Source organism: Mesorhizobium sp. LSHC420B00, from assembly GCF_000503055.1.
Lineage (GTDB): Bacteria > Pseudomonadota > Alphaproteobacteria > Rhizobiales > Rhizobiaceae > Mesorhizobium.
Map to the genome: position 1 here is coordinate 118560 of NZ_AYVY01000016.1, position 16129 is coordinate 134688.

The window sequence follows — 16129 nt, forward strand, 5'->3', positions numbered from 1 at the left end:
GACGCTGAGTTTGTCCATGTCATCCTCCCGTCACTTCGCGTGTTGCTTGAGCCATTCCTGCATGGCGGCGATCTCGGCCTGCTGAGCCGTGATGATCTGATTGGCCCAAACCTTGACCTGATCATCCTTGCCGAATTGCAGAACCGCACGGGCCATGTCGATCGCCCCTGGTGGTGCGGAATCATCCCCTGGACGAAGGCGACATCGGGATCGCCGGCTTGGATGCCCTGCATCATGGGTGCATCCATTCCCTTCATCGCGTCCATATAATTTCTGGAGGCCTCGGACATGTTGGCGGTGTCCATCGGCATGTTCGTCATGCCGCTGCCCTGCGTCATGCCGCCCTGACCCTGCATCATTCCGCCTTGCCCACCCTGCATCATGCCGCCCTGCATCATCTGCTGCATCATCGGCATCATTTGCTGCATCATGGGAGCCATCTTCTCCATCATGGGCATCATCTTCTGCATCGTGGACATCATCGCTGTGCACTGCTCGGGCAACGCGGCCTGCATCGCTTGTGCGGCCGGAGCGGCTGTCGTGGCTTGCGGCGCATCGGCCGCCGGATGGTGCGGATCGGTCTGGGCAAATGCCGCGCCCGAAAGAGTTGTGAATGCTGCAAACGTGATCAATCGAAGGTGAGTTTTCATGACAGTTTCCTTGTCGTTGGTGGGAAGCGACAGGCGATCCCTGAAATGGGCGCGGAGGCACCCCAGATCGCCGCTGCCGGTTATGGTTTCGCGGATCGCTCGCGCGCTATGGGGCCTTGACGGGCACTGCTGGATTCAACAGTCCCAAGTACCGCGCGCGCGATATCAGGCGAAGGTCTGGGGAGGTTGCAGGAGCGCCTCGGGGTCGATGCCCGTTGGCAGAAATGCCTTGCCCGCCCTGAACCGGGGGGCAACCGGCGCATCATGCAGAACGTCACCTTCGCCGGCGGAAATGCCTGCAGCACAACAGCCGGAGCCGGTCGAGTGTACGCAATCCAGGCAGCCATCACATGGCGCGCGATGGTTGTCCTGGTCTGTGAACGCGGCGTGACCCATCACCTTGTGCAAGGCGCTCGTCGAGAACGTCGCAACGTCACCGGTGACGCCGACGCCCATTGCAGAAGCCTGTTCGGCAAGACCAGCAGTGGCACCGCCCGCGATCAGGAGGCCGGCAATGAGGAGATAACTACGTGCTCACAGTCCCCGGCGTGGCAAAAGCCAGCACGTCCCTGTCGGGGCGGCTCAACCGCAAATGCTTCTGCATCACGCTCGACCGGCCGAAACTTTGGGCGGCGCTGGATCGCGAAGCCGGCGAGCCCGGTTTCTGCGAAACCTTCATGGCATCGCGGCCGCATCTGTATTCCAATGTCCCGGTCTTTCTTGCTGCGTCCGCCCTCGATGAGATGCAGAGAATCGTCGTTGCGATTGAGGCGACAGCTAGGTTGCCAGGTTACCGCGAAGCTGTCCTCTCCTGGGCCCCTGAAATCGCGCAACGGGATTTTGGACCCATCGGCGCGCTGATGGGCTACGATTTCCATCTCGACGATGGTCCCAAGCTGATCGAGGTGAACACCAACGCGGGTGGTGCTTTCCTCAATGCGTTGCTGGCCAGGGCCCAGAAGGCCTGCTGCTCCGAAGTCGATCGGGCGTTGATCGGCGCCAGGGACAATCACTTCGAAACCAACGTCGTTACGATGTTCGAGAACGAATGGCGCCGCCAGCGCGGAGCCGGTTCGCCGCGCATGATCGCGATCGTCGATGATCGGCCTGAGGAGCAGTATCTCTATCCTGAATTCGTGCTTGCCCGGCAGTTGTTGCTGAAGCACGGCATCAAGGCGATGATCGGGGACGCGAGCGAGCTGAAATATGATGGCGGCAGGCTTTGGCTCAACGGACAGGAGACTGACCTCGTTTACAACCGCCTGGTCGATTTCGCACTCGACCGCCCGGACCATGCCGCGCTCAGAGCGGCTTATCAGGACGGCGCCGTGGTGGTCACGCCCAATCCGCACAGCCACGCGCTCTTTGCAAGCAAGCGCAATTTGACGTTGCTGTCTGATCCGGTGGCTCTGGAAGCCTTTGGCCTTTTCCCGGAGATGCGCGCGCGGCTCGCCGGCGTTCCGCGGACCGCGCTGGTCACGCCCGACAACGCGGACGTCCTTTGGCAATCCCGCAAGGACATGTTTTTCAAGCCGCTCTCTGGCCACGGCAGCAAGGCGGTCTATCGAGGCGACAAGGTGACGAAGGGCGTGTGGGCCGAGATCGCCCGTGGTGGCTATGTGGCCCAGGTATTTGCTGCTCCGGGGCAGCGTATGATCGAGATCGATGGCGCACCCGCACCGCGCAAGATGGACGTGCGGCTTTATACTTATGATAGCCAGGTGCTGCTCGCAGCGGCGCGCCTCTACCAGGGCCAGACCACGAATTTCAGAACTCCCGGCGGCGGGTTTGCTCCGGTCTTGGCCATCTGAACGTGCAAGGTGGTATCAGGAGGAGCGCCATGACACCCATCTGCGGAACTGATCCCACGTGACGAATGCTGTGCGCAGGCCGCCAAGATGAATCATGCGACGAGGAAACTGAATCGACTGGATGAGCATCAAACGATCTCACCGATTGTGTCGAACCTTCCGGCCCGCGTTCAGCGTCCGGACCTTTTGTCGGATTTCGCGAATGAAGCTTGAACAATCCTGCAAGAGGAGGTGCAGGACATGCTCCGGCGGCAGCTTGGCGGGATCGTCTCCGTCATGGTCGGATGCCATGCCAACTGCTGCGCGAGCCGCTGTGGAGCTTCTCGCCATCGGCACCTTCGCCAAGGTCGGCCCGATACGTCGTGCTGGCGGCAGCTACGCTGGACTTCTAGCTGGTCACGCGCGGCATCCGCTGCTCGATCTAGATGGGGCGATAAAAGCCCATTCACGCCTGGCTTCTGGTTTGGCGCCAGGGTCTTATCCGAGGCATCAAGTCAGAGGAGCGGCACGAAGATCGTCACCGGCGATTTGCCGGCCTGTGATGCCGCATAACCCAAACTGTCTTGGAGGAAGCGCGCTCAGCAGGTGATGAGATCGGTGTGGCCAAAACCCTTGGAGTAGTCGAGCACGGAGATGACTGTAGGTATAACGCGGACTATGCGCACCTGCTCCGGAGTCGGCATCGGGCCCGGCTGCGAGACTTGCTCCGGATACTTCAGCGGCAGCATGCGCAGCACCTTTTCCGCTTCGGCCCGGTCTACCACCGCCTGCGCACGCGCCGCCATAGAAAGCCCGGTGATTTCCATCACCTGAGGCGTGTCGTGGTCGATGGTCAAGGATACGCGATCGTCTCGCGCCAGATTCTCCGCCTTCTGGCTATCCAGGCCGCAGAGGAAGTAGAGCGTAAGGCCTTCGTTCACGTAGCCGACGGTCGTCGCCTGCGGCCAGCCGTCCGGCCTCAGCGTTGCAATTGTCATGATCCGGTGCTGATCCAACAGCGTCAGGATCTTATTGCTGACCTCTTCGTCCATCGGTTGTCTCCAAACTCATTGCTGACCGTGACGATAGTAGGACCGTAGTCGCCTGGCATTGACCCACATCAATGCAAATAGCCGGCAAACGCGTCTCGGCCGCAATGGCTGGGTCCGGTATCAGTACTGGTTGCCGCCGCTGCGGTTGGGGCCGGTCAATATGGGCATAGACTTAGCCAATTCGACTGTGAAAATGTCACGGAACTATGCGGAACCATACGGAAGACTTCTTGATTCTGATCCACGAAAAATTAAATAGAATCAGTGACTTAAATACGTGCTCCGGGTTCACCGGCGATACGTCGGCGGCGACTCTCTACAGCCGTTACCCGCAATATGTGACGAACCTCAAGAAGGAACTTGGCCGACCGGCAGTGTCCTTCATGAGTGATCTCTTCTTCAACTACGTTCTCTTAGCAGGCAGCACCGTAGACCTGGGCAAGATGGAAAAGTCCTTACTGTCGGGAGTGATCCCGCCTGTTAACAAACGCAACATCGAGGCGACCATTACGGCAGCAAAGGCCGCCGCGCGAGCCTGCAATTACGGCGTTGTGCACACCCTTGTGACGACCCTCGCACAGGGCCGCGCAGCCCGTTGCTGTTGTCCGTGGTCGCCTTCCTGCTGATTTGCCGCATCCGCATCAATCTCTCAATTTACATAATGAATATTGTGGACCTAGCTGATATCATTGTATAAACATCAAGTTCCATAAGATATATTACGCGACATCACCATAATTAATATTTTCTCGATTATGCACAGTATGCATAGCTCGCGCCTCAAGTCTTCGACAGTCACCTAGAGGAACTAGATCGAGTGCTGTTGAAGTCACTCCTACTCTAAGTGTCGATACGACAGATCGATATTACTTACCATCACCTCACCGCCGGATAAAACCGGACGGAAGACTCTGAACGCTTCTGAAACGCCGGGGTCGGCGGCCCCGGTCAGACCATGTCGCCCTTTACTCGCCTGCCCTCTCGGCGCACTCACTTGTGCGGTATGCAATAGACTCCCTCGGATTCCATCAGTACCGCGCCACCCTTCAACTCGCTCAGTGCACCGACCCACGCTTCCGAATAAGTGCGGCTGGCATCCACGGCCGTCAGCCAAAGAACGCGATTGTCGACCAGTTCGACTTTAACTTCCTGCTGCAAAGGGCTTGCCTGTACCCTCTGTTGATAGTGGCGTTTGATCCGGACATTGCTGGCCGGGAACTCAGCTTCGTTGCTGCCGTAGTTCAGCACAAATCTAGTGTGGTCCTCAGCCACCGAGCAACTGCCATCACGCTCACACACGATTTTGGCAGCGGTCTTGCAGTCCCATTTCAATGAAGCGGGCCACATAGGATTGTCCACGCTTGATCGCGGCCTGTCGCTCTGACCAGCCGCTGCCAATGCTGCGCCTGTGTTCATAATCACTGTGGACAGGAGAAGCGCCTTGAACACTACAAACCTCCCTGAATTGCGACCCCATAGTACCTCGTCCTGCGTGATCGCCTGGCTCATGGCATGTTGAGATTGAACCAGCTTTTCTGGCGCACGCCGTTCGCGTCATCATACTCGATGAACCAGGGCTTTCCGCGCATAGGTCGAGGGATGGTGCAGTAGGTGGGGCCATTGCCAAGGGAATGCCCTCGATCATTCCCCGCGGTCTGGATTGTTGCCGCTACCACCTTACCGTCGATTTCGATTTGGACCTGACGTGATCCGTCTCCATGATGCCCGCCGAGGCCGCTATTTTTGAAAACGACGGGCAAGGAGAGCCTATCGGCCGCGATGCGGCAGATGTTCCGTTCTTGACTTAAGCCCGGCCGATCGGATTGGGAGCGGCCAACTGCTTGCCAGCCAGACGGACAATCCTCATACTTCTCAAATCTCGCCGCGCTGGAGTTGGCTTGCGGACAGGTCGGCCAATTAAAACCCGGGGCTTCCATCGCCGCAATCAACTTGTAAATTGGCGGGTGGCACGAGGGGGTGCCTTGCCATTGCCGGAAAGACATAGGAGGACCTGACAGCCCCATTCCGACGCTTTTGATTGGGATGGAAGAGCTGCGGCGCCCGCGATGGCGACGGCACCCCCCAGTAGGAATTTGAGTATGGTCATAGCCTTTTCCTCGCTGCAGATTTGACAGTTTACTATGGATGATCCGCGCGAAAAAGGACAGGTCGAAAAGGCAGATTTGTGCGACTACATCGATTTATGAAACGAGACGACGGAGGCGTGGTCAACAACCCGTTGCGCGCCAACATTGCCCTGACGCTTGAGCGGGAGAGAGCCAGACGCGGCCTATCCCATATGCACATGGCCGAACTGTTTCGGACCGCCGAGGGCGAAAAACTGGCCTATCGAACCTACATTCAGACTGTGCGTCAGAAAAATAATGTCACATTGACGACGCTACAGATCATGGCAAACGGCTTGCAAGTGTCTTTCGCAGGACTGCTCGCCGGCAGTAAGAAAGTTCCGGATTGGGCGCATCGGTTGGACGACAATGCGATCCGCAAGCGGCTGGCGCACATCATCGATTTTGAGCGACAACGACGTAATTTGCACCGCTATGAGATGGCCGAGCTCATCGGCGTGGCGGAGGCGACATACATGAAACTCGAACGCGCGAGTGGCAATATCAGCGTGGACACGATTGCGGCGATCGCCAAGGCGTTGAAACTTGATCCAGCGACCTTCCTCTTTTCCGAAAAGATCCCGCCTGGCAGAGCCGACACCTAGCGCCCGACGAGTGTTCCTAAAGGACCTATAATTCGCCCCAGCGCCGGCGCCGCTCCTATGCCCTGCCGGTCAGGCCCGGCGGCCGACTAGCGCCCCCCGCCGCGGCTGTCGGGCCGCTGCTGTCATCGTCGGCTGTTAGCGGCGGGAATGATAACGGGACTTTGACATGGATGACTGTGCCGGCGCCGGGAATGCTACTGATGAAGAGCTTTCCCTTGACGGTCGAAACCATATGAGAACAAGCCGTCAAACCTGCCGGCGCGCGTAGAGAAGAAGGGTGTCGTGGCCTTTTCGACCGCCGGTGTCATGCCTGCGCCTTTGTCGGCCACTTCCAGGGGTCGGTCCCGGTAGGTGGCGACCCCACATTCATCACTTTTGTGTTGTGATGCCTGCCAGAGAATTTGCTGATGAACTGACCGGCCAAAGCCAAACTCATGCTCGCCGGGCCGACTTGTCAGCACGCGACAGAAACCGTTTCAAGCTCAAACCGGCCAACAAAATGTAAGGCGGCATGGCGAGCGAATAGTGACCACAGTTTAATTTCAAAATATTTGGCCTAGCTCCGGCGGCCTTCAGCCTCTGCATGAACCTCTCCGATAGCTCTGGCAAAACCACTTTGTCTCGCTTAGCCAACACAACATGAAGATCGAGATCAGGCCGCGCCAAACTATGTGCATAATTCTCCAAGTTAAGTGGACCCCAGGCCCTTCTGAGATCGGTCAGCTCAATCTCAGGCTCAAGGCTATCACGTATCAATCGTGTCGCGCGACCCGTCCAAACCATATCCGCTAGACTCCCGGCCGTCAGAAACAACGAGGCTTTTGACACAGCCGAGTCGTGCGCCGCGACCACCCCCGCAACCCAGGAGCCTAAGCTCATACCGAGAACCGAAATCTCTCGATAGCCTTCGATCTTCAACCAACGTATGAGTTTTCGCCCATCCAACACTGCCTGCCTTACAGATTGGATCGTTCGACCGAGATTAGGGCTAAGCATATAGTCGGCGTGCACGGAGCTGGGACGGCTACGTTCGAAGTGATAAGGCATAGCAATCTCGACAACCGTGATGCCACGCTGCGAGAAAAAGTTGGCAATCTGACGATTCCGGGCGCTTGCATTCCAATGGTGAAAAATCACCATGGCCTGATCGAACGACCCGCTTTCTGTGATTTTCGCCGAGACGACATTGTTCTGTTCGATATCCGTAGAAATGTCCGATGGAAATTTGAGCCACCCACCTAGCCTTTCAAAACCCTGATCACTCACACTCGGCTCATCGAAAAAGGCTGGATCAGCCACGGCTTGATCCGCAAGGGCGCAGAATTCCTCGATACTTGTTATCTTCTTCGCACCTGGAAAGGCGCGTTCCGCGTCAAGGAGGAAATCCGTTGGTTTCTTCCCTTCCTCACCGCGTCGCGCCCGCCGCTCATCCCAATGATCTAGCCAACTATGATACACTCTGATTGTTCCCTAACTTACTCGCTTGCCATCGCCCCAACCCTGGATCAAACAGGCCGTATATTGCGAGCAGCACTCCAACGCCTAGAAGGATCGAAAAGCCAGCAAATGCATCGATTAGCAAGTAACCAGCCACGAGTAATGCTACGATCGCTGACATCCTCCACAAAGGCATACAAAACCGACGTTCGACACCTAAACGGATGGTGCCGTACAGAAATACAACACAGGTCGAAATAGCGATAAGAAGGCTACTGTAATGGGTCGGCCTACGGTAGCTGATCCCGGCGCTCACATCATTGCGCCCATAGAAGGCGGAAGACATATCGCCGACCAACCAAGCCACAATATTCTCTCCACGCGATGTCAGGTAAGCACTCTGGAGCTTCATGACTATGGCGATCAGAAGCCCCAAAACAGTACACCGAAAAATCGCACGCATAACCCTGAGGCTGGCTTCATGGAGCTCGTGTTGATGATCCACCTCAGGCCGATTACTCCCTGCTTCTGGAATTCTCCAAAGATCATGGATCACCGTATAAAGCAGAATGAGGCCTACGAAGAACAGATAAAAACAGAGGCACATGTATAGGTAAGCGAGCCCCGTGAATACGACCGCTTCCGGAACCGATATAACCTCAGGGCGCACAATCGCTAACGAGCCCCAATCCGTCGCATAGTTGCCACCCCCTTTGAGCAACGGGATTAAAGACACGCCGATCCACTGAAAAAGACCGGCGAACATCACACAAATCAAAAAAACCGCCCAATATGAATACGAAGAAGCTTCTACGTTGCGCGCCCAAGCATCGTCGCTTTCCATCTTGTTGCCCTGTGCTACAAGCTTTGGGCGGCCTTCATCTTTCCAAAAGGTCACCAGCTCGGTTACGAAGGCAAAAAACAGTGGCAAAAATACCATGAAGACGAATGTCCAATTCGCTGTCCAAAGAAACCCAACCTGCTTGACGACGCCATCCGCCCGGCCATATGTCACGCTGTGAATCCCCGTAAGATACGACAAAAACCCAAGAGCGGTGACACCCGCAAACACCGACGCCGGCAAATTCAGGGGAGATCCGCGACTAAAAAACGCCTCCGATTTCCCCGCCAACTAAAACGCCGGCTCGGCCCCTTGGGGTCAGCATCCCGTGTCAGCTCTGCCGGGGGGTCTGTCTCGTCATCGAAGGTCGCAGTCAGTGCCGTATCTGGAATCTCCTGTGCAACGCTGCTTCCGGCTCTCTTCCATTCTCGTCTCTTGGCCGATAACCGCGATTGCGCCTCACTAAGCTCCATCTGCCATTCGCTAGTTGCGACCGGATCATCGCATCCAAAAATCCTCGCCAGCCAACGAATGTTGGCAGTGCTAATTCCCTTCTCGTTCTCTTGAAACCAAAGCTGCACCGTTCGCAGATCGACCCCAACCCGGTTGGAATCAATCTGTGAAATCGCCTCTGCAAGGAGCTCGGGCGTCCATGGGCCAGCAGGAAACCCGTCTTTGCCCAATAGTCGGCCCGCACCCGCCGCCGCCAGTCGTTTGAATAATTCTTTGAAATCACTCCCGTCTCTCGGCGGAGGGAGAAATAACTTTCCGTTCCTAAACAACAACTTATAGGCTCTAGTTTCGTTCCGTTTCGCCAGGCTTCGTATCCTATCGTGCCTTCGTCCTCAATCAACGTTTTTATCAACTCGATTTTGGCCGGCACGGGAGAAGATCGAATGACGGGTGACCCACTGGAGAGGCTGAACACGGTTGTTGCGTGGGAGATGTTTCGCAAACCGCCGGCCACGGACAATTTCGGCTACAATCTGAAACGTTTGTCTGGTGGCAGGGTAGTGTGACCGCATGAGCGAAAAGTAGGGGAAGCCAGGGCTTCGGGAGCCTGAGAAGCAGAGGGATGAACCCATCCCTATTTTTCTCGCCTGCCCAGGTATCATTTACGAATTGTCATGCGCGTGGAGCCGGTCGATGCCCATTCAAGTGGTCTGTAACAACGGAGTGATGGAAGAGGCCGATGGGGTCGCGAATCTGCTCGCGGCGCATCGTCATGCAGTCGCCATGGTTGAACGTCTCGGCAAGCGATGGATGACGGCCGAAGGGCCGGACGCGACCCTGATCGGCCGGCGATTGGATTCGGTCATGGTAGAGGAGGCTATCGCGCGTCGGCGCGCGGCCGCTGCGCCGGTGGCCGATGTCGTTGAGATGAAAATGAAGGCAGCTTATTTCCGGCGGTTGTTAGGGAACGACTGGTGCGAGGTTGATGTCGACGATTTTCGCGCGTTGCTCGGTTCTTTTGCGAAACTGCAGTCCTAGGAGAAGAGTGCTGAAATCCATGAGGCCACGGTATTCCAGGTCGCATAGAGGCCTGCCGGCACCAAGATGATCGCGATGAGAGCGATAGCATCGCCAATGGCGCCGTCGGTGCGTCCTTCGACGGGATAGTAATACCTGTGCGCTTCATCGTCGTGCTTCATTGTTGTCTCTCTGACTTTTGGCTCAGCAGCAGTTGCACAGGATGCTGAAACGTTGTGCCCCACAAACCTGCACGTTTCATCTTAGCGTTGATTTCCGCGACCAGGTAGTTCTCATTGGCGGCTTTGCCCTTTGCTGTCGTTGCGGCAAACGCGTATCCGGTCGCTATCAGCGCGGTGCCAACATCGATTGTTTCGCCATTCAGCTGCGCACCGCACACTACAAAAACCGCCTTGTCGAGGGCGTAGCCGATTGGCTGGCATGTAACCGCGGCGCTATCGAACAGCGCAGCAAGGTGCGCCAGCGAGATGTTCCCGCAATCGATTTTGTTTCCATTTGGCTCTTCGGCTGACGTACCTCGAAGACATGACTGGACGCCATAGAGGCGGAAAAGGTGATCTCCGTCACGCCAGGTATCTCCGGTCAGCAGTTGAGCCGATTTCGATACCGCGAAGGGCATTGGAAAGGCGGAGGCGGTGGCATCCTGCGCCTGTGCCGATGCACAAAAACAAAATGCGGCCAGCGCTGTAAAGCTCGCCTGTTTCATTCCTGGAACTGTCCACCGAGGTCGGCGGAATGCTCCAGATCGGGGCGCAGCGACTTGCCGTCCTTGTTGCGTCCGATTGCCGCCATGTCAAAAAAAACCATTTCGTCATCGTCGTAGGCGACGTTGTACGGGTCGTTTGCATTGCCCGCCCCCACGAGCGAGAAACACGACACGGCGTCGGGTTCACCCGTCTTGCTTTGCAGAACAAGTGTTTTGCAAAGCACCACAGATGCACGATCGTTGTAGATTGCCTCTTCATAGTTCTGCGCGGCCTTCGTGCAGTCCCATTGCTGGGTCTTGTACGCAATCTTCGCTTTTGGGCAGGCCGCAAGGCCGCGCAGCCGATACGTCACGCCGTTGATGACGCGCTCGGTCGCCGACGGCACCTTGACCGGCGAGATGAGGGTCGCCGCATCGCGCTGAAAGAGCGCGCCTTTTGCATCGTAGCGTTCATAGACGAACACCTTCTCGCCCGGCTTCGCAAACTGGAGCAGGTAGTGCTCCGACGGCTGCGCGAAGGCACTCGGGGCGTCGGCGCCTGCAGCATAAGCCACGGTGCCCTGGAGCAGCAAAACCGTGCAAAGGGCCGTCTGTTTCATCGAAATCCGTCCTTGCAATCGATATCGTGTTGACACTTTACTAGGGCTGCGTGTAGCCATAGTAAAGTGTTAAATTTTGGCGACACTATGAACACTCGATTCGCTCTCCTTCTCACCCTGTGTGGCGCCACGATGCCGTTCAATGCGCACGGCCAGGACATGGCATCAGACCGCGTCGCAGTTGCCTTTGCAACGCCGGCGCAAGCCCTTGCCTCAGTCGGGGCGCAAACGCCGGGAGCGTGTAAGACCGCAAATCGTGCTGAGGTCTCCCGACTTGTGCGTTCAATCGCTCAAGAGGAAGGGTTCGACGCCGATCTGGCCGAGGCAATTGCATGGGCCGAAAGCGATCTCGGCGCCAGTCAGGGTCCCTCGAAGGCCGGAGCCCTGGGAATCATGCAGCTGATGCCGGGCACGGCGGCCGATCTAGGGGTGAGCGACCGTTGCGATACACAGGCAAATGTCCGCGCTGGCCTCCGCTATCTGAAGTCACTCTATGACGAGTTCCAGGATCCGCTGCTGATGCTGGCGGCTTACAACGCCGGGCCCAACAGCGTCTACAAGGCGCAGGGCATTCCGGTGAATCCGGAGACGGCAGATTACATCGCGAAAATACTGAACCGCTGGAAGTTCGGCGGTGTCGTGAAGAAGTCCGCCCTGGCCAAATCCGAAATGCTCGCGGCCGCTCCGCCAGCAAGCGAGGACGCCTGGCAGGATGGTCATGTCATGGATTTCGGCAACTGAAAGGAGCCAAGGGTGGAATACAGGAAAGCGGGCAAATTTGCCCTGAAACTGGCCTTGGCCTCAGCGGTCGGAATAGCTCTCGCGCCAGCCACTGCGTATGCCCAGTCGGCGGCCCCGGTCGAAAATGTGCTGGAGTGGTTCGTCGGAGTTCTGCAGGGCAACATAGCGCGTTCATTCGCCATCATCGCGGTCTGTTTTCTCGGCTTCCTCGCCATGACGGGCCGGCTGGCGTGGATGATGGCTTTCTCCATCATCATCGGCATCGCTTTGATCTTCGGCGCCGCCCAGCTTGTGGATGCGGTTCGCGCGACCGCTGGAGGCAGCTGAGACATGGACGACGAGGAGGTCTATGTCGAGCCGGTCAGCCTGCCACTGACACGCCCCCCGATGAAATGGGGGGTGCGCTATGAAGTCTTTGCACTGAATGGCATCCTTGCGGTGATCGGCTTTATCGCCACGAGCAGCTTCATGCTCGGCCTTGGCGTGTTCGGCGTGGTGCATCTGGTCAGCGCATATCTGTGCCAGCGCGACCCCTACATGTTTCATATTTTCGAGCGGCGCGTCTCAAAACGCGGAGCGGTGGCGAACCTTACTTTCTGGGGGGCGAGGAGCTATTCGCCATGAGCCTCGATGCCGACCTGAAATTTGGCCGTGAGCGCCGCCGTGAGAAGCCCGCGGCGATGCACATCCCCTACCTTCGCCATGTCGATGACAATTTAGTCGTGACGAAGAGTGGCTTTCTGGTCGGCGTCATCCAGCTCAGTGGACTGCCCTTCCAGACGATGGACCAGGCCGAGTTGAACAGCCGTATGTTCAACCGCAACACGACATTCCGCAATCTCTCGACCTCTCGCTTTGCGGTCTACGCCACGATCATCCGCCGTCACGTGACGCCGGAGATCGAAGGCGACTTTGATAATGCTTTCGTGGCCGAGCTTGACGCGCGCTACATGGATGAGCTTGGGGCGAAAAACCTTTTCGTCAACGAGGCGTATCTGACGGTCATACGCCGACCGATGGTCGGCCGCGTCGGCTGGGTGGACAAGGCGCTCAATGCATTCCGCATCAGTACGGCGGGCGAAGAAACCCGCGAAGAGGCGATGGCAGAACTGCATGACGTTCTCGACGGCGTCGTCAAGGATTTTGCCGCTTATGGGGGGCGTCTTCTCGGTGTCGTGAAGCGCCGCGACAGCTTCTTTTCCGAGCCTGCGGAATTTTTGGCGAAGATCCTCGCCGGTGGCGGCGACGTGGAAATGCCTTTGCCGCGCATGAGCCTTGGCGATGTGCTGGCGACGCGGCAGCTGTTTTTCGGCAAGTCCGCGCTGGAACTTCGCGGACCGGACGCTGGCAAGCTCGGCGCCATGGTGTNGGCGCCGACAAGCTGGCCGGCGGCGAAGTCGTCTTCGGACAACATCACATGAGCGTCATGGCATTGGCACCGGACATGGCTGGTCTCAACCGTGCGCTATCCGACATCACGGCGGAGCTTTCGCGCATGTCGATCGTGCCGGTTCGCGAGACACTGAACACGGAACTGGCCTTTTGGGCGCAGTTGCCGGGAAATTTCAGCTACATCGCGCGACGTGCGTTGATCTCGTCCCTGAATTTCGCCGGCCTTTTTTCAGGACACAATTTCCCGTCGGGCCAACGTGAGCGGCTGCATTGGAAACGGCCCATCGCTTTGCTCGAAACGACCAGCCAGACGGCCTACTACTTCAATTTCCACGTTCACGATGTCGGGCACTTCACGGTGTTCGGCCCGACCGGCTCGGGCAAGACCGTGGTGCTGTCGTTCCTGATGGCGCAAGCCATGCGCATCATGCCGCGGCCCCGATGTGTTTATTTCGACTATATGCGCGGCGCTGAAATTTTTGTTCGGGCGCTGGGCGGTCGCTACGAGGTGATGGAGCCTTCCCAGCCGACGGGGTTCGCGCCATTGCAGCTCGAGGACACGGCAGAAAACCGGTCCTTCCTGGAAGATTTGCTCATCTACATTCTGACGCCGGAAGGTGGCACGCTGGATGTGGCGGAGATGCGCGTCATCAACGCCGCCGTCGACATGATCTACAAGATTCCGCGCGAACAGCGGACCTTCGACCTGCTGCCGGAAGTGCTGCGGGGGTCGCTCATGCCCGGCATGAACGATCTGGCCGCGCGGATACAGCCCTGGCTCGACCCGAAGGACAAGGGCTGGCTTTTCAACAATCCCGTCGATCTGGTCGATTTTTCGAAGCCGGTTGTCGGGTTCGATATGACCAAGATCCTGAGTGACCGAAAGCTGCGTTCGGCGGCGTTGCTCTACATTTTCCACCGTCTTGAGGACGTCATCGACGGCTCGCCGATCATGCTCTTCCTCGATGAAGGCTGGAAGCTGTTGGACGACGAGGTTTTCGCCGCTTTCATCAACGAGACGCTGAAGACCATTCGTCGCCGCAACGGCGTGGTCGGCTTTGGCACGCAGACGGCGGAGGACGTCGTCAATTCCTCCATCTCGTCGTCGCTGATCGAGCAAACGAAGACCAACATTTTCTTCCCCAACCCGAAGGCGAGCAAGGACTCCTACATCGAGCGCTTCTCGTTGACGGCGAAGGAATTCGAGTTCGTGCGCCGAACCGCCAAGGAAACACGCACCTTCCTCGTCAAGCACGACAGCGACTCGATCGTAGCCAAGCTCGATTTGTCGGCGATGCCCGATCTCATCAAGGTCTTGTCCTCGAACGAAGCCAACAGCAAGGAATGCGCACGGCTCCGGGAGACCTTCGGCGACGAGCCGGAGATGTGGCTGCCATACTTCTGCGGATGGGAGAACGAGCATGACGAAGCGGCTTAGCAGCGCTTGTCTGGCCGTGGCTCTCGCGACGTCGGGAAGCATGACCGTGGCTGTCGCTCAGATCGCGGTCATCGACGATTCGAACCTCGACAAGCGGCAAGAGGACGAGCAGCACAGCACGAAGTCGGATGAAGCGAAGAAGGACGAAACCGACAGGAAGAAAAGCGTCGTCTGCACCTATTCGAACAAATACCGCTCACAGATGTTTCGCCGGTCGCCGGCCGACGCATTGCAGCGCGACGCAGGCAACGTAAAGCTAATCCGCTACTATGCGCAAAAATACGGGGTGCCCGAAGGCCTGGCGCTGTCCGTCGCCTATCAGGAATCGCGCTTCGACACATGCGCCGGGAGCCACACCGGCGTCAAGGCGTCATGCAGCTGACCAAGGGCACCGGCAAGTCCATGGGGCTTGATCGTGACGTGAACGAGGAGAATGTCGAAGGCGGTGTCAAGTATCTCGGAATGGGCGTGAAGCAATGCGGGGCGACGAATTATAGCTGTCTCGCTTCCTTCTACAACGGATCGAACGCTGGCGAGCAAAACCAGTGGGCCGGCGGTGTCGGCCGCTGGAACAGCTACTTCAACGACTATGCGTCGAGCGGCAAGGCTCCGGCCGCCGCGCCGCCACCCTTCTCGATCGTAACGGCCGACGGCGCAGGCGGCACGGCCCAGGACGCGCCATGGGCACGGTCAGGAAGGCGGCTGGCGGCCTCGATGCAAGCTCATCGCAGATGGGCGCCAACGATGCGGCGATCGACGCGCTAGCGGGCAACGTTGGCCAGGTGACGGAATACAAGGAGGCTTGGGAGCTGAACTCGTCCGCTCGTGGGATCAACGCCGGTGTCACCAACCAGTACCTCGCCCAGGCGGGCGACTTTACGGCGTTGCTGGCTCAGCTTCTATCGATGCAGAACGTTCAGGCATCGCAGGCGTCGAAGCTGGTGCAACAGCCGAAGAGCGGTTCTCCAAACCCGTTCTCTTGCAATCCCGCGGAACTGGAACGGTTGAAGATCGATCGCGATCGGTGGCTACCATGCGCGGTTGAGAACGCGGGGACAAGCTCAGCCGATAGCCGCTCGATGATCATCACCACTGACCCTGCTGGCGCTGCCAGCGTCATCGATTCTCTGCAGCAATAGGAGGCTGACATGAAGAAATTCGCGATTGTGGCCAGTCTGGCGCTTTGGGCAAGCACGGCCCATGCACAGATTGCCGTCATTGATGGCGCCAATCTCGATATAGCCCGCAAGAATGCGGACAA

20 protein-coding genes and 2 pseudogenes are annotated in these 16129 nt (G+C 57.9%); 12 read left to right on the top strand and 10 right to left on the bottom strand.

Annotated elements, in window-relative coordinates:
- Positions 1-30 precede the first annotated feature (30 nt).
- The gene (locus X760_RS78055; RefSeq protein ID WP_245278635.1) at positions 31-156 is read right to left on the bottom strand and encodes a DUF305 domain-containing protein; all 126 of its coding nucleotides are present in this window, start codon (positions 154-156) and stop codon (positions 31-33) included.
- 14 nt (positions 157-170) lie between these two features.
- Here X760_RS78055 and X760_RS78060 point away from each other — a divergent pair, with 14 nt between their 5' ends.
- On the top strand, positions 171-770 hold the full coding sequence (locus tag X760_RS78060; protein ID WP_245278636.1) for a hypothetical protein: 600 nt from the start codon (positions 171-173) through the stop codon (positions 768-770).
- Between the two features lie 45 nt (positions 771-815).
- Here the strand turns inward: X760_RS78060 and X760_RS60840 are convergent, their stop codons facing one another.
- A complete protein-coding gene (locus tag X760_RS60840) occupies positions 816-1106 on the bottom strand; it encodes a hypothetical protein (RefSeq protein WP_023720434.1) in 291 nt (96 codons plus the stop codon).
- A 221-nt stretch (positions 1107-1327) separates the two neighbouring features.
- Here X760_RS60840 and X760_RS60845 point away from each other — a divergent pair, with 221 nt between their 5' ends.
- On the top strand, positions 1328-2461 hold the full coding sequence (locus X760_RS60845; RefSeq protein ID WP_348633237.1) for a hypothetical protein: 1134 nt from the start codon (positions 1328-1330) through the stop codon (positions 2459-2461).
- A gap of 578 nt (positions 2462-3039) precedes the next feature.
- Here the strand turns inward: X760_RS60845 and X760_RS60850 are convergent.
- Complete coding sequence (locus tag X760_RS60850; RefSeq protein ID WP_023720436.1) at positions 3040-3492, bottom strand: pyridoxamine 5'-phosphate oxidase family protein; 453 nt, start codon at positions 3490-3492, stop codon at positions 3040-3042.
- Between the two features lie 230 nt (positions 3493-3722).
- Between X760_RS60850 and X760_RS60855 the strand changes: the two genes are divergently transcribed.
- Positions 3723-4118 (top strand): hypothetical protein, encoded by a 396-nt coding sequence (locus X760_RS60855; protein WP_156948122.1) that lies wholly within the window; start codon positions 3723-3725, stop codon positions 4116-4118.
- Positions 4119-4482: 364 nt separating this feature from the next.
- Here the strand turns inward: X760_RS60855 and X760_RS60860 are convergent, their stop codons facing one another.
- Positions 4483-4941 carry a hypothetical protein gene (locus tag X760_RS60860; RefSeq protein ID WP_031194430.1) on the bottom strand — a complete coding sequence of 153 codons (459 nt, stop codon included), beginning with the start codon at positions 4939-4941 and terminating at the stop codon, positions 4483-4485.
- A 56-nt stretch (positions 4942-4997) separates the two neighbouring features.
- Positions 4998-5495 (bottom strand): hypothetical protein, encoded by a 498-nt coding sequence (locus X760_RS60865; protein ID WP_245278637.1) that lies wholly within the window; start codon positions 5493-5495, stop codon positions 4998-5000.
- 221 nt (positions 5496-5716) lie between these two features.
- On the opposite strand from X760_RS60865, the gene X760_RS60870 reads away from it, so the two are divergent.
- Positions 5717-6223 (top strand): helix-turn-helix transcriptional regulator, encoded by a 507-nt coding sequence (locus X760_RS60870; RefSeq protein ID WP_245278638.1) that lies wholly within the window; start codon positions 5717-5719, stop codon positions 6221-6223.
- Between the two features lie 432 nt (positions 6224-6655).
- On the opposite strand, the gene X760_RS60875 is transcribed toward X760_RS60870, so the two are convergent.
- Both X760_RS60875 and X760_RS60880 read right to left on the bottom strand, forming a co-directional pair.
- Positions 6656-7681 carry an alpha/beta hydrolase gene (locus X760_RS60875; protein ID WP_023720441.1) on the bottom strand — a complete coding sequence of 342 codons (1026 nt, stop codon included), beginning with the start codon at positions 7679-7681 and terminating at the stop codon, positions 6656-6658.
- Positions 7671-9283, bottom strand: a pseudogene (locus X760_RS60880) (hypothetical protein). Before X760_RS60880 ends, X760_RS60875 begins: the two are co-directional and overlap by 11 nt.
- A gap of 364 nt (positions 9284-9647) precedes the next feature.
- Here X760_RS60880 and X760_RS60885 point away from each other — a divergent pair.
- Positions 9648-9992 carry a hypothetical protein gene (locus tag X760_RS60885; protein WP_156948123.1) on the top strand — a complete coding sequence of 115 codons (345 nt, stop codon included), beginning with the start codon at positions 9648-9650 and terminating at the stop codon, positions 9990-9992.
- On the opposite strand, the gene X760_RS76490 is transcribed toward X760_RS60885, so the two are convergent.
- Genes X760_RS76490 through X760_RS60895 form a run of 3 tightly spaced genes read right to left on the bottom strand, consistent with a single transcriptional unit; the run spans position 9989 to position 11297 of the window.
- Entirely contained in the window at positions 9989-10153 is a 165-nt protein-coding gene (locus tag X760_RS76490) for a hypothetical protein (protein ID WP_023720444.1), read from the bottom strand. The genes X760_RS60885 and X760_RS76490 overlap by 4 nt on opposite strands.
- Positions 10150-10698 (bottom strand): thermonuclease family protein, encoded by a 549-nt coding sequence (locus X760_RS60890; RefSeq protein WP_023720445.1) that lies wholly within the window; start codon positions 10696-10698, stop codon positions 10150-10152. Before X760_RS60890 ends, X760_RS76490 begins: the two co-directional genes overlap by 4 nt.
- Positions 10695-11297 (bottom strand): hypothetical protein, encoded by a 603-nt coding sequence (locus X760_RS60895; protein ID WP_023720446.1) that lies wholly within the window; start codon positions 11295-11297, stop codon positions 10695-10697. The genes X760_RS60890 and X760_RS60895 overlap by 4 nt, the downstream gene beginning before the upstream one ends.
- A gap of 87 nt (positions 11298-11384) precedes the next feature.
- Here X760_RS60895 and X760_RS0138590 point away from each other — a divergent pair, with 87 nt between their 5' ends.
- The 7 genes and pseudogenes from X760_RS0138590 to X760_RS60925 all read left to right on the top strand — a co-directional run bounded on the left by X760_RS0138590 (position 11385) and on the right by X760_RS60925 (position 16007).
- Entirely contained in the window at positions 11385-12038 is a 654-nt protein-coding gene (locus X760_RS0138590; protein ID WP_084642819.1) for a lytic transglycosylase domain-containing protein, read from the top strand.
- Between the two features lie 12 nt (positions 12039-12050).
- Positions 12051-12365, top strand: coding sequence for a TrbC/VirB2 family protein (locus tag X760_RS60900; protein WP_023720448.1), 315 nt, complete (start codon positions 12051-12053; stop codon positions 12363-12365).
- A gap of 3 nt (positions 12366-12368) precedes the next feature.
- On the top strand, positions 12369-12662 hold the full coding sequence (locus tag X760_RS60905; RefSeq protein WP_023720449.1) for a VirB3 family type IV secretion system protein: 294 nt from the start codon (positions 12369-12371) through the stop codon (positions 12660-12662).
- Positions 12659-14868: pseudogene (locus X760_RS75005) on the top strand (VirB4 family type IV secretion system protein). The gene X760_RS60905 and the pseudogene X760_RS75005 overlap by 4 nt, the downstream one beginning before the upstream one ends.
- The gene (locus tag X760_RS60915) at positions 14852-15250 is read left to right on the top strand and encodes a hypothetical protein (protein WP_031194432.1); all 399 of its coding nucleotides are present in this window, start codon (positions 14852-14854) and stop codon (positions 15248-15250) included. Before X760_RS75005 ends, X760_RS60915 begins: the two are co-directional and overlap by 17 nt.
- Positions 15241-15633 carry a hypothetical protein gene (locus X760_RS60920; RefSeq protein WP_023720453.1) on the top strand — a complete coding sequence of 131 codons (393 nt, stop codon included), beginning with the start codon at positions 15241-15243 and terminating at the stop codon, positions 15631-15633. Before X760_RS60915 ends, X760_RS60920 begins: the two co-directional genes overlap by 10 nt.
- Positions 15549-16007 (top strand): hypothetical protein, encoded by a 459-nt coding sequence (locus tag X760_RS60925; protein WP_156948125.1) that lies wholly within the window; start codon positions 15549-15551, stop codon positions 16005-16007. Before X760_RS60920 ends, X760_RS60925 begins: the two co-directional genes overlap by 85 nt.
- Positions 16008-16129: the final 122 nt, after the last annotated feature.

What these genes read in the sequence shown, in the direction of transcription:
- X760_RS78055 (WP_245278635.1), bottom strand. Translation starts at nt 156, where the DNA reads ATGGCCCGTGCGGTTCTGCAATTCGGCAAGGATGATCAGGTCAAGGTT.
- X760_RS60840 (WP_023720434.1), bottom strand. Translation starts at nt 1,106, where the DNA reads ATGGGCGTCGGCGTCACCGGTGACGTTGCGACGTTCTCGACGAGCGCC.
- X760_RS60845 (WP_348633237.1), top strand. Translation starts at nt 1,328, where the DNA reads ATGGCATCGCGGCCGCATCTGTATTCCAATGTCCCGGTCTTTCTTGCT.
- X760_RS60850 (WP_023720436.1), bottom strand. Translation starts at nt 3,492, where the DNA reads ATGGACGAAGAGGTCAGCAATAAGATCCTGACGCTGTTGGATCAGCAC.
- X760_RS60865 (WP_245278637.1), bottom strand. Translation starts at nt 5,495, where the DNA reads ATGTCTTTCCGGCAATGGCAAGGCACCCCCTCGTGCCACCCGCCAATT.
- X760_RS60885 (WP_156948123.1), top strand. Translation starts at nt 9,648, where the DNA reads ATGCCCATTCAAGTGGTCTGTAACAACGGAGTGATGGAAGAGGCCGAT.
- X760_RS76490 (WP_023720444.1), bottom strand. Translation starts at nt 10,153, where the DNA reads ATGAAGCACGACGATGAAGCGCACAGGTATTACTATCCCGTCGAAGGA.
- X760_RS60890 (WP_023720445.1), bottom strand. Translation starts at nt 10,698, where the DNA reads ATGAAACAGGCGAGCTTTACAGCGCTGGCCGCATTTTGTTTTTGTGCA.
- X760_RS60895 (WP_023720446.1), bottom strand. Translation starts at nt 11,297, where the DNA reads ATGAAACAGACGGCCCTTTGCACGGTTTTGCTGCTCCAGGGCACCGTG.
- X760_RS0138590 (WP_084642819.1), top strand. Translation starts at nt 11,385, where the DNA reads ATGAACACTCGATTCGCTCTCCTTCTCACCCTGTGTGGCGCCACGATG.
- X760_RS60905 (WP_023720449.1), top strand. Translation starts at nt 12,369, where the DNA reads ATGGACGACGAGGAGGTCTATGTCGAGCCGGTCAGCCTGCCACTGACA.
- X760_RS60915 (WP_031194432.1), top strand. Translation starts at nt 14,852, where the DNA reads ATGACGAAGCGGCTTAGCAGCGCTTGTCTGGCCGTGGCTCTCGCGACG.
- X760_RS60920 (WP_023720453.1), top strand. Translation starts at nt 15,241, where the DNA reads ATGCAGCTGACCAAGGGCACCGGCAAGTCCATGGGGCTTGATCGTGAC.
- X760_RS60925 (WP_156948125.1), top strand. Translation starts at nt 15,549, where the DNA reads ATGGGCACGGTCAGGAAGGCGGCTGGCGGCCTCGATGCAAGCTCATCG.